The 15,679-nt window shown below is 65.4% G+C and carries 15 protein-coding genes; 4 read left to right on the top strand and 11 right to left on the bottom strand.

Going from position 1 to position 15,679, the window contains the following annotated elements; all coding sequences use genetic code 11:
• Positions 1 to 68 precede the first annotated feature (68 nt).
• A complete protein-coding gene (locus GV002_RS00365; RefSeq protein WP_160016544.1) occupies positions 69 to 617 on the top strand; it encodes a gamma carbonic anhydrase family protein in 549 nt (182 codons plus the stop codon).
• 14 nt (positions 618 to 631) lie between these two features.
• Here the strand turns inward: GV002_RS00365 and GV002_RS00370 are convergent, their stop codons facing one another.
• The 5 genes from GV002_RS00370 to GV002_RS00390 all read right to left on the bottom strand — a co-directional run bounded on the left by GV002_RS00370 (position 632) and on the right by GV002_RS00390 (position 7,818).
• Entirely contained in the window at positions 632 to 2,578 is a 1,947-nt protein-coding gene (locus GV002_RS00370) for a MacB family efflux pump subunit (RefSeq protein ID WP_160016545.1), read from the bottom strand.
• Entirely contained in the window at positions 2,575 to 3,726 is a 1,152-nt protein-coding gene (locus tag GV002_RS00375) for an efflux RND transporter periplasmic adaptor subunit (RefSeq protein WP_160016546.1), read from the bottom strand. The genes GV002_RS00370 and GV002_RS00375 overlap by 4 nt, the downstream gene beginning before the upstream one ends.
• A gap of 49 nt (positions 3,727 to 3,775) precedes the next feature.
• Positions 3,776 to 6,259, bottom strand: coding sequence for a TonB-dependent siderophore receptor (locus tag GV002_RS00380; RefSeq protein ID WP_160016547.1), 2,484 nt, complete (start codon positions 6,257 to 6,259; stop codon positions 3,776 to 3,778).
• Positions 6,260 to 6,359: 100 nt separating this feature from the next.
• The gene (locus GV002_RS00385) at positions 6,360 to 7,307 is read right to left on the bottom strand and encodes a FecR domain-containing protein (RefSeq protein WP_160016548.1); all 948 of its coding nucleotides are present in this window, start codon (positions 7,305 to 7,307) and stop codon (positions 6,360 to 6,362) included.
• A gap of 1 nt (position 7,308) precedes the next feature.
• Complete coding sequence (locus tag GV002_RS00390; RefSeq protein WP_160016549.1) at positions 7,309 to 7,818, bottom strand: sigma-70 family RNA polymerase sigma factor; 510 nt, start codon at positions 7,816 to 7,818, stop codon at positions 7,309 to 7,311.
• Positions 7,819 to 7,984: 166 nt separating this feature from the next.
• On the opposite strand from GV002_RS00390, the gene GV002_RS00395 reads away from it, so the two are divergent.
• The gene (locus GV002_RS00395; RefSeq protein ID WP_160016550.1) at positions 7,985 to 8,632 is read left to right on the top strand and encodes an HAD family hydrolase; all 648 of its coding nucleotides are present in this window, start codon (positions 7,985 to 7,987) and stop codon (positions 8,630 to 8,632) included.
• A 74-nt stretch (positions 8,633 to 8,706) separates the two neighbouring features.
• Here the strand turns inward: GV002_RS00395 and GV002_RS00400 are convergent, their stop codons facing one another.
• Together GV002_RS00400 and GV002_RS00405 are read right to left on the bottom strand one after the other, a co-directional pair.
• A complete protein-coding gene (locus tag GV002_RS00400) occupies positions 8,707 to 8,937 on the bottom strand; it encodes a DUF1161 domain-containing protein (protein WP_160016551.1) in 231 nt (76 codons plus the stop codon).
• A gap of 63 nt (positions 8,938 to 9,000) precedes the next feature.
• A complete protein-coding gene (locus tag GV002_RS00405; protein WP_160016552.1) occupies positions 9,001 to 10,062 on the bottom strand; it encodes an aminopeptidase in 1,062 nt (353 codons plus the stop codon).
• Between the two features lie 123 nt (positions 10,063 to 10,185).
• Here GV002_RS00405 and GV002_RS00410 point away from each other — a divergent pair, with 123 nt between their 5' ends.
• Entirely contained in the window at positions 10,186 to 10,608 is a 423-nt protein-coding gene (locus GV002_RS00410) for a hypothetical protein (RefSeq protein WP_160016553.1), read from the top strand.
• A gap of 59 nt (positions 10,609 to 10,667) precedes the next feature.
• On the opposite strand, the gene GV002_RS00415 is transcribed toward GV002_RS00410, so the two are convergent.
• The 3 genes from GV002_RS00415 to GV002_RS00425 all read right to left on the bottom strand — a co-directional run bounded on the left by GV002_RS00415 (position 10,668) and on the right by GV002_RS00425 (position 13,441).
• Entirely contained in the window at positions 10,668 to 11,093 is a 426-nt protein-coding gene (locus tag GV002_RS00415) for an OsmC family protein (RefSeq protein ID WP_160016554.1), read from the bottom strand.
• 150 nt (positions 11,094 to 11,243) lie between these two features.
• Positions 11,244 to 12,245 (bottom strand): LLM class flavin-dependent oxidoreductase, encoded by a 1,002-nt coding sequence (locus GV002_RS00420; RefSeq protein ID WP_160016555.1) that lies wholly within the window; start codon positions 12,243 to 12,245, stop codon positions 11,244 to 11,246.
• A 167-nt stretch (positions 12,246 to 12,412) separates the two neighbouring features.
• Positions 12,413 to 13,441, bottom strand: coding sequence for an AraC family transcriptional regulator (locus GV002_RS00425; RefSeq protein ID WP_160016556.1), 1,029 nt, complete (start codon positions 13,439 to 13,441; stop codon positions 12,413 to 12,415).
• Positions 13,442 to 13,612: 171 nt separating this feature from the next.
• Between GV002_RS00425 and GV002_RS00430 the strand changes: the two genes are divergently transcribed.
• Positions 13,613 to 14,584 (top strand): TAXI family TRAP transporter solute-binding subunit, encoded by a 972-nt coding sequence (locus GV002_RS00430; RefSeq protein WP_160016557.1) that lies wholly within the window; start codon positions 13,613 to 13,615, stop codon positions 14,582 to 14,584.
• A 64-nt stretch (positions 14,585 to 14,648) separates the two neighbouring features.
• Here the strand turns inward: GV002_RS00430 and GV002_RS00435 are convergent, their stop codons facing one another.
• A complete protein-coding gene (locus GV002_RS00435) occupies positions 14,649 to 15,554 on the bottom strand; it encodes a LysR family transcriptional regulator (protein WP_160016558.1) in 906 nt (301 codons plus the stop codon).
• Positions 15,555 to 15,679: the final 125 nt, after the last annotated feature.

Here is a 15,679-nt window from a genome sequence, read left to right on the forward strand (position 1 = left end):
CGATAGCAACCGACATGGGGGTCATCTTAATTAGAATCAAGCTTTCCCGCAGCTCAGGAGCTTCTATCGTGGCGATTCGCAAATACCAGCAGCACGCTCCACAACTCGGCGCGCGCGTCTTCGTCGACGCTTCTGCCGTGGTCATTGGCGATGTCGAACTGGGCGAGGACAGCTCGGTCTGGCCGATGACCGTGGTCCGTGGCGACATGCACCGTATCCGCATCGGTGCGCGCACCAGCGTGCAGGACGGCAGCGTGCTGCACATCACCCATGCCGGACCGTTCAACCCGGATGGCTACCCGCTGATCATCGGTGACGAGGTGACCGTCGGGCACAAGGTCACCCTGCATGGCTGCACCCTGGGCAACCGGATTCTGGTCGGCATGGGCAGCATCGTCATGGACGGCGCGGTGGTCGAGGACGAGGTGATCATCGGTGCCGGCTCGCTGGTGCCGCCTGGCAAGCGCCTGGAAAGCGGCTACCTGTACGTCGGCAGCCCGGTGAAACAGGCGCGCCCGCTGACCGATAAGGAGCGCAACTTCTTCAGCTACACGGCCGGCAACTACGTGAAGCTCAAGGATCTGCACCTGGCCGAAGGCTATGCCTGCGGAGCTTAGTGCCGTGCATCACCTCACTCGCTGCTCAGCGCTGTGACCGGGTCGAGGGCCGCTGCGGTCTTCGCCGGAAGGTAGCCGAACAGCAGGCCGGTGCCGACCGCGCAGGTGAACGCCAGCACGATCGCGCTGAGGGAAAATATCAGTGGCACGCCAGCGGCCAGCAGTGTTGCGCCGGCTGCCAGGCCGAGCAGCACGCCGGCGCTGCCGCCGAGCAGGGTGACCAGCACGGCTTCACTGAGAAACTGGCGCAGAATGTCGCGCTGGCGTGCGCCGGTGGCCATGCGGATACCGATTTCGCGAGTTCGTTCGCGCACTGTCATCAGCATCACGTTCATCACGCCGATGCCGCCGACCAGCAAGGACACGGCGGCGATCAAGCCAAGCAGCAGGGTCATGCTGTCCTGGGTCTTGGCCTCGGCCAGCAGCTTGGCGGCGGCGTTGCCGATGGCGATGTCGTCGCGGCCATGGCGGGCCCGCATCAGCCCGCGGATGGCGGCTTCGGCGGCCAGCACCTGCTCGCTCGAGGTGGCGTCGATTACGGAGTAGTCGGGCTGATCGAAGGCCTGGAATACGCGGATGCGACCGGAGCGGTAGGGGATGAAGACCATCTCGTCGTAGTCCTCGTTACCCGAGTCGGCGCCTTTCTCGGTCATCACCCCGATCACCTCGAAGGGAGCATCGGCGATCAGCAACTGGCGGCCGAGCGGGTTGTCGATGCCGGCAAAGAACTGCTGCCGGGCCTTGTGCCCGAGCACCACCACCGGGGCCAGCGCGCGGTCATCGGCGGCGCTGAAGAAGCGTCCCAGGGCCACCGGCCAGTGGTGAATGCGCGGCATCTCATCAGTGCCGGCGAGGGTGTAGACGCGTCGTGAGACGTTGCCGTGGCGCAGGGTCAGCGGGTCGCCGATCACCGGCATGGCGGCGCGCACCTCGGGCAATCCGGCGATGGCTTCGAGGTCCTCCAGGGTGACCACGCCTTCCGGGCCGCCTTCCTCTGGCTGGGTGCCGCCGAGGTACATCATGGTCGCGCCCATCGAGGCCATCTGCGCGACGACCCGCTGCTTGGTGCCCAGGCCGATGGCCAGCATGACGATCACCGAAGCCACGCCGATGACGATGCCAAGCAGGGTCAGCGCGGTGCGGAAGCGATTCAACGCCATTACCCGCCAGGCGGCGCGGAGTACCTCGCCCAGTTCGCCGCAGAAGCTGGCGCCACTATCGATTCCAGCGTGTTGCAGATCCCAAGGCACCTGGGCGCTTTGGGGGGGAGTCGCGCCGCTGTCGGCGACGATCTGGCCGTCGCGAATCTCGATTATCCGCCGGGCCTGCTTGGCGACGTTGTGGTCGTGGGTGATGAGAATGATGGTGTGGCCGGCGTCGGCCAGTTCGCCCAGCAGCGCCATGACCTCGCGGCCGCTGTGGCTGTCGAGGGCGCCGGTGGGTTCGTCGGCGAGGATGATGCGACCGCCGTTCATCAGCGCGCGGGCGATCGACACGCGCTGCTGCTGGCCGCCGGAGAGCTGGGCTGGACGGTGTTCCAGGCGTTCACCGAGGCCGAGGCGGTCGAGTAGAGCGCTGGCCCGTGCGCGGCGCTCGGCGGCTGGCACGCCGGCGTAGAGCGCCGGCACTTCGACGTTTTCGCGCGCCGACTCGGTGGCGATCAGGTGGTAGCCCTGGAACACGAAACCAAACGCCTCGCGGCGCATCCAGGCCAGTTCGTCGGCATTCAGTTGCGCCACGTCGCGGCCGGCGAAGCGGTAGTGGCCGGCGCTGGGCCGGTCGAGGCAGCCGAGCAGGTGCATCAGGGTCGACTTGCCAGAGCCACTGGCGCCGACGATGGCGACGAACTCGCCGGCGTGGATCTGCAGGCTGATACCGCGCAGGACTTCGACTTCCGGCGCGCCACCCGCGCCGCCGTAATGGCGGCGGATGTCATCCAGTTCGATCAGCGCAGGCGTCACCACTGGAACCTCGGCGGGCGTTCGTCGAGGTGTTCGCCGGTGATCAGACGTTCGCCTTCGGTCAGGCCAGCGAGCACTTCGGCGCTCTGCCGGCTGCGTGTTCCGACACGCACCACGCGTGGCTGCGCACGGCCCTCGGCATCGAGTACGCGGGCGGCGAACAGTCCGGGGTTACCGGGCTGCTGGGTGAGGGCTTCCAGCGGGGCGGTGAGCACATCGCGGGCCACGGCAGTGATGAACGTCACCTGCGCGGTCATCTGCGGCAGCAGTTCGCCGTCGCGATTGTCCACGTCGAACAGCACGGTGTACTGCACGGCCTGGGTGCTGCTCGGCGCGCCGTCGCCGACGGCGGACGTCTCCAGCGGCGGCGCTGGCAGTACCTGGCGGATCTGACCGTCCCAGCGCCGCTCGTCGCCACCCAGGGTGGAGAAGTACAGCGGCATGTCCGGCTCCAGCGCGCGGATGTCGGCCTCTGAGACCTTGACCCAGGCGGTCATCTGGGTGAGATCGGCGATGCGCATGACGGTCGGGGTCTGATAGGTGGCATTGAGGGTCTGGCCCTGCTTGACGTCGATGCCCAGCACGGTGCCGTCGATCGGTGCGTAGAGCCGTGTGTAGCTGAGCTGCGCCTCGTTGCCGCGCAGGCGCGCCTGAGCTTCGGCGATCTGCGCGCGCAGTTGCCGCTGCCGAGCCTCGGCCGAACGCAGAGTGGCCAGGGCGATCTGCACCTCTTCCACGCGGGTGGCGGCGGCGGCCAGCAGACGTTGCCGGCGCACATGCTGCTGTTGCGCCAGGTCGAGCTGCGCCTGCTGCTCGGCCAGTTGTGCGCGCAGGGCTTCGAGCGCGGCGCGGTCGGCCTCGACCTCGGCCTGGTGCAGGCTGGCGTCGATCTCGACGAGTAGTTGGCCTTGCCTGACCTGTTCGCCGGGCTCGACGTGCAGGCGGGTGACCTGGCCGGACACCTGTGCGCCGACCTCCACCGACTGGCGCGGTTTCAGGGTGCCGATGGCCACCACCGTGGCCTCGATATCGCCGCGAGCGATGGGCTGGCTGAGATAGCGCTCGGGCGGTCCGCTCTGCCACCACCAGCCGCCCAGCAGCAGGGTGAGCAGCAGCGCCGGCAGGCCGCGGGTTAACAGTGATCGCATGTTTCACGTCCTTGGCGGGGGCGGCAGGCCGAGGCCTGCCGCCCGACTCTTAGAACTCCAGGCGCAGGCCGAGGCTGGCGTTGCGTGGGGCGCCGTAGTAGCTGGAGGAGGTACTGGTGTAGTACTTCTCGTCGAGCAGGTTGTTGAGGTTGAGAGTGGCGCTGAGCTGGCGGCTGAGCGGGTAGCGCGCCATCAGATCGACCAGCGCGTAGTCGTCCTGGGTGAAGCGCTGATTGCGTCCCGGGCCGACGCCGTCGCTGTAGATCTCGCTCTGCCAGTTGACCCCGCCGCCCAGGGTCAGGCCGTTGCCGACACCACGCAGGGTGTAGCTGGTGAACAGCTTGAAAGTGTTCTGCGGGATGTTGGTGTTGAGCTTGTGGCCATCGGCGTCCTGCACCAGGTTGCGACTGAAGCTGACGCTGGCCTGCCAGTCGGTAGCCAGCTCGCCGCTGACTTCGACCTCGACGCCACGGGTCTCGGTGCCGGATTCGGCACGGTAGGCCTGGCTGCCGTCGGGGGCGAACTCTCCGGGAACGGCCACTGCCAGGTTGTCCTGATCGATCTGGTACAGCGCCAGACCGAGGTTGAGGCGGCCATCGAAGAACTCTGCCTTGCTGCCGATCTCGTAGCCGACCCCTTCCAGCGGGTCCAGGTAGCCACCGGTATTGGTCATGCGACTCTGCGGCTTGAAGATCGAGGTGTAGCTGGCATAGAGCGACCAGTGCTGGTCGAGGTCGTAGACCACCCCGGCATAGGGCGTGAAGACCCCGGACTCGCTGCGTTTATCCACGCTGTCGGCCTGGCTGGGATCGAAGTTATCGGTCTTCTTGGTGCTTTCCCAGTTGCTGACGCGGCCGCCGAGGATGATCGACAGGTCGTCGCTGGCCCTGATCCGGGTATTGGCGTAGGCACCGCTCTGCTGCTCGCTGGTGTCGATGCGACTGACGGCCGGCATGTCCGGCCGGGCCGGTTGCTTGCCGTCCCAGTTGTAGATGTCCTCGATGCTCCAGTCCCAGTTGTCGTGCCACCACAGGTTGTAGCCTGGGGCCTTGTAGTCGGTGTGATGGCGGGAGTAGCCGAGCACCGCGTCGTGCTCCTGGCCGAACAGGGCGAAGCTGCCGATGCTGCTTAGGTCGATGCCGGTCTGTACCGGCTTGGCCTCCCAGCGCCCGGCCCACAGGTTGACGCCCGTGCCAGTGGCCGGGTTAGGGTTGCCGCCGGCGGCGTAGCCGAGCACCTCGTCGTACTCGAAGCGGCCCTGGCTGAGGTTGGCGCGCACCTTCCAGGCATCGTTGAACTGGTGTTCGAGGGTGGCGAAGGCGGAGACGAAGTGTCTCTCGGAAGAGGCCCAGGCTGCTGCCGCTGAGTCCGAGCGCGACCAGTCGGTCCGCGATCCGTCCTGGTTGAACAGCGGAAGGCCGCCGCGCGAGTGATTGTCGGCGTCGTGGTACTGGGCGTCCATACCGAGGGTCAGCAGGGTGTCCGGGCTGAGGTCGGCTTCGACGATGCCGTAGAGTACCTGCTTGCGCTCGTGCAGACGCTCGACGTACGAATCGTTCTCCTGGTAGGCGCCGACGATGCGGGCGCGCAGCGTACCCTCGGCGTTGAGCGGACCGCCGACATCCAGTTCGCCGCGCTGGTAGTCCCAGGAACCGCCCTTGAGGGTGACGCTGCTCTGCCACCGGGCGGTCGGCCGCTTGCGCACCAGGTTGATGGTGGCGCCGGGGGTGCCGATGCCGTTCATCAGACCGGTGGCGCCGCGAAGCACCTCGACGCGGTCATAGATGACCATGTCGCTGGTCTGGAAGATGGAGTTGTAGTTGCTGTCGAGCAACTGTTCGCCGTCGATCTGGTAGTTCTCCACGGCGAAGCCGCGTGAATAGATCTCACTGCTGTCGGAGCCGGCGTTACCCGCTTGGTTGACGCTCAGGCCCGGGGTCTGGCGGGCGACGTCGAGCAACTGAGTGAGGTTCTGGTCGTCCATGCGCTGGCGGGTTATCACGCTGACCGCCTGCGGTGTCTCACGCAGCGACAAAGGCAGCTTCAGCGCGGTGTTGCTCGACCCGCTGGTGTAAGAGCCGCTACCCTCGGTGGTGGCGTCCAGGCCCCTGGCGGTGACGGTGGTGACGCCCAGGTTCAACGCACTGTCGTCGCGCACGGGCTGCAGCGAGTAGCTGCCGTTGGCCTGGCGCTGTGCCAGCAGGCCACTGCCGGCGAGCAGTGCCTGCAGCGCCGCGTCGCTGGCATAGCGCCCGTGCAGACCGGCGGACTGGCGGCCGTGCACGGCCTGCGGCGCGAACGACAGGGTGACCCCAGCGGTGGCGGAGAACTCCATCAGCGCCGCCTCCAGCGAGCCGGCGGCGATTGCGAAGTCGAACTCGGCCGCGCGCTCCTGCGCCTGCACCGGCGGCGCCAGCAACAGACCGCCGACGAGCGGTGCGGCCAGGGTCGCGCCGAGCAGGGCCAGGCGGACGGCCTGGTGCAGAGGCGACACGCGGAGCGAAGGGGAGAAAGCACGGAACGGATTGGCCATGGAGTTTCCTATCGGGTCTTGGCAGGTGGCGTCTGCAGCGCCGTTAACTTCCAAGTCGAACGAGAATCGGAATCAACAACCCCTGGGATCAAATTTTTTCTCAGCTCGCTTCGATGCGGGCCCAATACCGCGTGAAATAGCGGATGCGCACCGGCAGGGTGCTGGCGATATTGGCCAGCACTGCATCGATATCCTGCAGATGAAAAGCCCCGGACAGGCGCAGGTCGGCCACAGCCGGGTCGCAGCTCAACTGGCCGGGGCGATAGCGCGCCAGTTCGGCGGTCAGCTCGGCCAGGCGCCAGTCGCTGACGATCAGCAGGCCACGGCTCCAGGCGTCGGCATTGGCCGGCAGCGGGCGGCTGGGGTACAGCTGGTTGCTGGAGAACCACAGCTGTTGCCCGGCCTCGAGACGCTGGGGCGCTACGCCGGTTTTGGCCGGAGTCACCGCTACCGCATGCTGTAGCACACCGACGTGGGTGCGATGATCCTCGCAGCGCACGGTGAAGCGGGTGCCCAGGGCGCGCACGCTGCCGTGCGGGCTGTACACCACAAGGGGGCGGCGCGCGGCATCGGTGGCGCTGTGCACGAGGATCTCCCCGCGGAGCAGCTGGATCGTCCGGCTGTGCGCATCGAAGCGCAGGTTCAGCGCGGTGTCGGTGTTGAGCTGCAGCTCGCTGCCGTCGTCCAGATGCAGGCGGCGCTGTTCGCCGACGGCGGTGCGCTGCTCGGCCAACCAGTCGCGCCAGGGCGTCGCCTGCCAGGCCAGGGCGCCACTGCCGCCGCACGCCAGGAGCACGCCGAGTGCCTTGACCAACTGTCGTCGCGAGCGACGTTCGCCATCCAGTACCGGACGGGCCACCGTGGCAGGCAGGGCGGCGAAGGTGCTCTGCAGTCTTTCCACACGTGCCCAGGCCTGGCGATGGCGCGGGTCACGCTCCAGCCATTGGCGGTGGGCGGCATGCTGTGGCGCCCCCGGGGCGGCGTCGCGCAATTCGAGGTACCACTGGGCGGCGGTTTCGAGGACCTGCAGGTCAGGCTCGTCGCGCATCTCAGTCGCCGATCAGCAGCAGGCAGTGCGCCACGGCGCGCACGAAGTGCTTGCGCACGGTGTTGACCGACAACCCGAGACGCCGCGCGATGTCGATGAAGCTGAGGCCGTCGAGTTGGGCCATGAGGAATATCTGTCGTGTTCGCGCACCGAGGCCGTCGAGCAGGGCGTCTATCTCCAGCAGGGTTTCCAGAAGCATGCTGCGTGCCTCCGGAGACAGCTCCAGCGGTTCGGGCAGATTGGCCAGGGTGTCGAGGTAGGCCTGCTCCAGGCTGCGCCGCCGGAAGCGGTCGATCAGCAGGCTGCGGGCGATGCTGCTGAGGTAGGCGCGCGGCTCGCGCAGATCGAACGCCTTGCGCGTCAGCAGCACGCGGACGAAGGTGTCCTGAGCCAGGTCGGCGGCGCTCTCCGAACAGTCCAGGCGCTTGCGCAGCCAGGCTCTGAGCCAGTCGTGGTGCTCGTCGTAGAGCCGGTGCACGGCGTGTTGCAGGGTCTGATCGGGACTGGACATGGAGGCGGCTCAGGGCGGATGCGATTGAATGATAATAAATGTCATTCGCTATCTTCCAGCAGAATTATGCATCTTCTGTCGGCCGGTCGGAGGTACTGGTGAATTGGGTCGCGCCGACAATTACCTTATCCTGCAGCCATCAATCAGCGGATTAGCGCCCAACGCCATGCATTACCAGACCATCCTCTTCGATCTCGACGGCACCCTCACCGACCCGCGCGAGGGCATCACCCGTTCGGTGCAGTACGCGCTGGCCAAGTTGGGCATCGACGAGCCGGACCTGGCTGCGCTGGAGCATTTCATCGGCCCGCCCTTGCTGCAGTGTTTCATGGCCACTTATGCGCTGGATGAGGCGACGGGCTGGCAGGCGGTCAATCACTACCGTGAGCGCTTTCGGGTGACCGGGTTGTATGAAAATCGAGTGTTTGACGGTGTGGAGGCATTGCTCGAAGCGCTGGTGGCGCAGGGGCGAACGCTGTATATCGCGACCAGCAAACCGACGGTGTTCGCCGAGGAGATTGCCCGGCACTTCGGCTTCGACCGCTACTTCAAACGCATCTACGGCAGCGAGCTCGATGGCACCCGCACCAACAAGGTTGAGTTGCTGGCGCATCTGCTGGAATCAGAACGACTGGCGCCTGCTTCGGCGCTGATGATCGGCGACCGCAAGCATGACCTGATCGGCGCACGCAGTAACGGGTTGCCGGCAGTGGCGGTCGGTTACGGGTTTGGCAGTCGTGAGGAGTTGCTCGGCGAGGCGCCGGACTTTCATTTCGAGACGCTGGAGCAGATGCACCGGGCGTTCGGCTGCTGAGAACTGTAGGAGCGAGCTCTGCTCGCGAATGAAAGCGAAAGCTTCGCGAGCAAGCTCGCTCCTACAGGGGCGTATCAGCCGTTGCGCTGATAGATGATCTTCCTGGTGCCGCCGTCGCAGCTGCCGACGACCATGCTCTGATCCTGAACTTCGTCGTTGGGCACGATTTCCAGGGTGTAGCTGGGCACGTTGTTGGCCTGAATCTTCACTTCGATTTCCTGCTTGAGTTCTTCGCAGGGTTTGGGCGCGGCCAGCGCGCCGCCAGCAAGGAGCATCAGGGCCAGGGCGGGAATCAGTCGTTGCATCGCTTGTACCTCCGGTGTTGGGCGAAACCTGAGTAGGTTGGACTGGCAATCTGCCCCGCAGTTCTAGTGGTTTTGCATCAGGCTTTCCAGCGCGGCCCGACGATCCGCTTCCGGTAGCCGACTGAGCGCGGCCACGGCGGCATAGAACGCGCGCCAATCCCGGCCCTCGCGCGCGAACAGTGCCGCGAAAGCCGGCACCCATTGATCGTAGAGGCCAAAGGGCAGCAGCTTGGCGTTGTTCAACGGGCTTTCGATCCAGGCGTCATAGCGACCCTGACCACCCCATTCGCGTTGGCGCAGGGCGCGGTATTCGCGGCGCAGGCGCTCGAACTCGGTCTGCTTGGCGGCGCGCATGGCTGTCTCATCCAGTTCGCTGGCGTACAGTCGACGCAAACGCTCGCGGCTGGCCAGCACCAGCTCGATGAATTGCTGGCGCTGATGGTCGTCGCTGGCTGGCGGCGTTTCCCCACGGGCCGCGTGCCATTGGCGCAGCCCCTCACGTTCGACGAAGGTGGCGAAGGATTCGTTGAAGGCCGTATCGCCCGGCAGGTAGTACTGCTGGTGCGCCAGCTCATGGAAGATCACCGCGATGAAGCGCTCGTCGCTCCAGCGCAGCATCGTGTTGAGCAGCGGGTCATCGAACCAGCCCAGGGTGGAGTAGGCCTCGACGCCACTGATGTAGGTGTCCAGGCCCTGCTGGCGCAGCAATGCAGCAGCACCGCGTGCACGACCCTGCTGATAGTAGCCGCGGTAGGCGACGCAACCGGCGATGGGGAAGCAATGCAGTTCGGGGTCGAGGGAGAACTCCGGCGTGGCGAAGACATTCCACACCACGAAGGGGCGCTCCAGGTCGGCGTACAGGCGATAGCTGCGGTTCTCCGGTAACTGCAGGCTGGCGCTGGCGAAGTCCCGCGCCTGCTGGCTCAGCGTCAGGCGCCTGGCCAGATCGGGGTCGGTAGCAGGGTCGTGCAGCAGGCGTTCGATTGGCTGGCGTGCCTGCAGCAACTGCCATTGGCCCTGACCGAGATGAGCGTAGTAGTCGAGGGTCGAGCAGCCGCCCAGCAGCAGGGCGAGCAGGGGAACCGCGCAGCGGCGCAGCAGGTCTTTAGGAGAGGCGTTGGGCATGCCGTCACGCTAGCTGATCGCGTTGCTTGTCTCCAGCCCCATGCGTGTGAATACGCCGGTTCGCCTCGGTTTTGCCCGCCTCCCGATGTAGGCTGGTGTCTGAACCCTATCGTGGAGGTCGCCATGCGCGCCCTGTTTCTCGCTCCCGCCCTGCTGATGCTCGGGGCCTGTGCTTCACCTCTGCCCAAACCCGACCCGCAGCAGGCCTGGGTCGAGCTGTATTCCAGCGCCGACACCCTGCTGATGGCCGACCGCCTGGATGACAAGCGCTGGCCGGATGGCCGCTACTTTCAGGTGACACCCGGCCAGCATGAGCTGGAAACACGCTTCCAGTTCGAGGTGCGTAGCGGCGGGTCGATTGGCATGCAGAGCGAGCCATTGCGCATGACCTGCGAGATTCGCTTGCGCTATGACGACTTCGTTGCAGGTCAGCGCTATCGCATCGAGGCGCGCCAACAGCTGATGAAAGCGCAGGCCTGGCTGTATGACGAGCAGCGCAATGTGCTGGCGCGTGGCGAGGTGCTGCGTTGCGGGACAGCCATCTAGGCCGCGCCTGATCCGCACGGCGCACCCCGTTGATCATCGGGTGCGCCGCCGGTACCAGTTCAGGCTTCGAGTATGCCTTCCAGGGTGATCGTAGCCTTCAGCAGCTTGGATACGGGGCAGCCGGTCTTGGCAGCCTCTACGGCTTTCTCGAAGGCGACGCGTTCGGCGCCCGGGATCTTCGCGCGCAGCGTCAGATGCACCGCGCTGATCTCGAAGCCGCCATCGACCTTCTCCAGGGTCACTTGCGCCTTGGTGTCGATGCTCTCGGCGGTCATGCCGGCGTCGCCCAGCTCCTTGGACAGTGCCATGGAAAAACAGCCGGCATGAGCGGCGCCGATCAGCTCTTCGGGGTTGGTGCCGGGCTTGCCCTCGAAGCGGGTGTTGAAGCCATAGGGCGAGTCCTTGAGGACGCCGCTTTCGGTAGAGATGGTGCCCTTGCCGTCCTTGATACCACCTTGCCAGTGGGCCGAAGCTGTCTTCTTCATGTGCGTCTCCTATCGAATGAACGGGGCCACCGGTCTGGCGGCCTGTTCTGATTCAGAGGGCTGTCTCGCGTACAAGTTCGCACTGAGCAGGCTGTTGAAAAACCAACTCGGCTTTGGCCTCGTGCGTCGACTAGGTTTTTCAACGGCCTATTAGCCGCGTTGCAGCTCGGCAAGAATGTCAAAAGCGTGCAGGCGGTCGGCGAAGTCGTACATGTCGCAGGTGAAGATCAGTTCGTCCGCTTCGGTCTGCTCCAGCAGTTGTTCCAGGCGCTGGCGCACGGTCTGCGGTCCGCCTATGGTGGCCAGGCCGAAGAACTCGCCCACGGCCTGGCGCTCGTGCGGCAGCCACAGGCCGTCCATGCTCGGTACGGGCTTGCGTTGCACCAGGCTCTGGCCACGGATCAGTGCCAGGATGCGCTGGAACGCGGAGGTGGCCAGATACTGCGCCTGCTCGTCGCTGTCGGCTGCCAGCAGCGGTACGCCAAGCATCACGTAGGGCTTGTCCAGCACCGCCGAGGGGCGGAAGTGGTTGCGGTAGATGCGGATCGCCTCGTGCATGTAGCGCGGTGCGAAGTGCGAGGCGAAGGCGTAAGGCAGGCCCTTCATGCCGGCCAGTTGGGCGCTGAACAGGCTGGAGCCGAGCAGCCAGAGCGGCACATTGGTGCCCGCGCCGGGCATGGCGATCACCCGCTGCCCTTCCTGGCGAGGCCCGAGGTAGGCCTGCAGTTCTTCGACGTCATTGGGGAAGTCGTCGGCGCTGCCATCGCGACTACGGCGCAGGGCATGGGCTGTGTACTGATCGGCGCCGGGTGCGCGGCCCAGGCCAAGTTCGATACGGCCGGGATAGAGCGTGGCGAGGGTGCCGAACTGTTCCGCGATCACCAGCGGCGCATGGTTGGGCAGCATCACGCCGCCAGCACCCAGGCGGATTTTCGAGGTGCCGGCGGCCAGGTAGCCGATCAGCACTGAGGTGGCGGAGCTGGCGATGCCGTCCATGTTATGGTGTTCGGCCACCCAGAAACGCTCGAAACCGAGGCTCTCGACATGGCGAGCCAGCGCCAGCGAATTGTGCAGGGCCTGAGCGGCATCACCATCGTCGCGAATCGGCGCCAGGTCGAGGGTGGAGAGCTTGATGGAGGCCAGTCGGCTCATGGGGAGTCTCCTCATTACGTGGCCGGCCACTCTAACGTCTCGGCTGCATGTCGCGCACGCCAGGCCCAGGCATAGTCATCATCAATATGGCTGATAGGCCGGCTGATCTGCGGATCGGAGCGCCGGGCCATGATGGTTGCGAGCGCTACGCAGTGTGAGTCTGCGACTCAGCCAGCGCCGTGCTGGGAGCGGTATTCGCCAGGGGTCAGACCGGTCCATTGGCGGAAGGCGCGGAAGAATACGCTGGGTTCGGAGTAGCCCAGCAGCAGGGCGATTTCCGCGGCAGGCAGACGTCCGTCGCGCAGGTGCTGTTCGGCCAACTGGCGGCGCGTGTCAGCCAGCAGGTGCTGATAGCTGCAGCCTTCTTCGGCCAGCCTACGTTGCAGGGTGCGTTCGCTGACATTCAATGCGCGGGCCAGTTCGGCGCGGTCGGGCTCGCCGTGCGCCAGTTGCTCGCCGAGCAGGCCGATGACCCGCGCACTGAGGCTGGCACTGGGCAGGCGGGCGAGCAGGGTTTCGGCATGCTGGCGCAGCAGTTGCTGCAGCGGCGGGTTGGCCTGGATCAGGGGCACCTGACACAGGTCGCGGGGCAGGGCGATGGCGTAGTCGTCGCTGGCGAACTGCAGTGGGCAGGCGAACACATCCTGATAGGGCGCAGGGTCGGCAGGTGCAGCGTGACGAAATTGCGCGCCGAGCAGATGGAAGTCGTCGAGCAGCGGCCTGGTCATCTGCACCCAGCAGGCCATCATCGCCAGTACGCGGATGCGGGTCGCCGGATGCTGCGGATGCAGTGGGCGGTACAGCAGCAACAGGCTGTCGTCGCGCGTCTCGATATGCAGTTCGCCGCCCTCGCCGCCGAGGCGTTGGTAACGCAGTGCGGCGTGCAGCGCATCGCCCAGTGTGGCGCTGCTCTGCAGCAGGTAGCTGAGCACGCTGAAGGGCCCGGGCGTCAGGTTGCGCCCGAGCAGCAGACCGGGCTCCGGGTGCTGCAGGCGTACATCCAGCTCGTGCCAGAGGCTTTGCTGGGTGATGAACGGGATACGTGCGTCAGGATCGGCCAGTTGCTCATCAGCCAGGTTGCAGGCACCGAGCAGGGCCTGACGGTCGAGACCGAGACGGCTGGCTGCATGTAGCACGGCCTGGGTCAGACTGGCGCTGACCGAGGCCTGTGATGATTCGTGAAGGACGTTCGACATTGGCCGATTCTGCCCAATGCCGGGGGTAGGCGATAGCCCGCGCCCCACACAAGGAGTTACGACCGGTTGTTCAACAAGGCGTGCATATTCGCCGCAAGCGGTTAGACTTCCCACCCGGACGTCGCTCACAAGGCACGCTCGCTCAAAACAACAGAAAAAAGGAGATATCCCATGAAAGGCAAATCCTTGGCATGGGTCCTGTCCGCCGCGCTCGCGGGTACTGCCCTGAGTGGCATGGCACAGGCCGAAGAGAAATTCGTCACCATCGGCACCGGCGGCCAGACCGGCGTCTACTACGTGGCCGGTCAGTCCATCTGCCGCTTCCTCAACCGTGGCTCGGCTGAGCACGGCATCAAATGCAACGCACCAGCCAGTGGCGGCGGCGTGGCCAACGTGAATGGCATTCGCAGTGGCGAATTCAACTTCGGCATCATGCAGTCCGACCACCAGTTCAAGGCCCTCAACGGTGCTGCACCGTTCCAGGCTGAAGGTGCGATGAGCGACATCCGCGCCGTGTTCTCGCTGCAGAGCGAAGTGTTCACCATCCTCGCCCGTCGTGACGCCAACATCAAAAGCTTCGATGACCTCAAGGGCAAGCGTGTCAACGTTGGCAACCCGGGTTCCGGTCAGCGTGACACCCTGGAAGAGATCATGGCCGTCAAAGGCTGGGATCGCTCGGCCTTCGCCCTGGCTGCCGAGCTGAAGCCGGCCGAGCAGGCCAGTGCTCTGGGTGACAACAATATCGACGCCATGACCTATTTCGTCGGTCATCCCAACGGCGCGATCCAGGAAGCCACCACCACCACCGACGCCGTTCTGGTTCCGGTGACCGGCGCCGAGATCGACAAGCTGCTGGCCGAGAAGACCTACTACACCAAGGCTGATATCCCGGGCGGTCTGTACAAGGGCAATGACCAGCCGACCCCGTCCATCGGCGGCAAGGCTGTGCTGTCCACCAGCGCCAAGGCTGATCCGGAAGTGGTCTATCAACTGGTCAAGTCGGTATTCGACAACATCGATCGCTTCAAGCGTCTGCACCCTGCCTTCGCTGACCTGAAGGAAGAGGAGATGATCAAGGTCGGTCTGACTGCCCCGCTGCATGAGGGCGCCGCGCGCTACTACAAAGAGCGCGGCTGGCTGTAAGCCAGCTTTCGGCTGACAGAAAACCGCGGCCTCGGCCGCGGTTTTCTGTTTTCAGGGGCATGACTCAGCCCTGTTCCTCAAGCAGACCGATCGCCAGGGTCTGCAAACGCTTCAGCAGGGCTTGATGAGCTGCAGAGGGTGTTTCGTCGACCCGCCGCAGCAAGTGCAGCGTTACAGGGATGTTGGGTTCCAGTGGGCGGGCCTGGACGTCGCCCAGGTTGCCAGACAGTGCGGTAAAAGGATCGACCAGGGCCAGCCCTTGTCCTGCCGCCACCAGCATGCGGGCCAACTGGTAGGTCTGTACCGAAATGTCGATGCGGGCAGGCGGCTCCAGCTCCTCGATGTGGCCACGCAGCAGGCCGCCCAGCGCATCCCGCGTGTCCAGGCCAATCAGGCTCAGGCCGGCCATGCTCTGCAGGCGTATCGGTGTCGTGCACGCATCGTCGCTCCACCAACCGGGCGGCGCGATGGCCATCATCCTTCCCTGTGTCAGAACTTCCGTATGCAGATCCGGGTGCTCGACGCGTTGCAGAGTCAGGCCGAGATCGGCTTCGCGTAGCAACAATGCCTGAACGATTTCACTGGTGTGCTGGGTCGCGAGGTCGCATCGGATCTGTGGAAACTCGGCGCGCCAGCCGCACACCACGTCGGGAAGCAGAGTCTGCGCCAGAGTGGGGGTACAGACGAGGCGCAATGCCCGTTCTTCTCCACGGCGCAAACTGGCAGACAGCCGACGCAGATCCTGGAGTTCGGCGGACAGTCGCTCGGTCTGCTGCTGCAGGATTCGCGCTTCTGCGGTGGGGAGCAGCTTGCCGCGCACGCGGCTGAACAGTGCGAACCCCAGCTGTTGTTCCGCATGCTGGAGAATCTTGCTGGCGGCCGGCTGCGATATATGCAGCAACTCAGCTGCGGCCGTGAGGCTGCCGGTTTGCAAGACCGCCTGAAACAACTCGATATGACGTAGGCGCATGATCCGTTCGTGTTCCCGCGAGACCTGCTGGAGCATAACCTGGGGTTATGGGCTGCCACTATCTTTTCATTGGTCGGCCGCTCCACGCATCCCTACCCTCAGTCACATTCAGAGGTGGGAGATGG

Origin of the sequence: Pseudomonas sp. 8O (assembly GCF_902506495.1) — a bacterium.
Taxonomy (GTDB): domain Bacteria; phylum Pseudomonadota; class Gammaproteobacteria; order Pseudomonadales; family Pseudomonadaceae; genus Aquipseudomonas; species Aquipseudomonas chaetocerotis.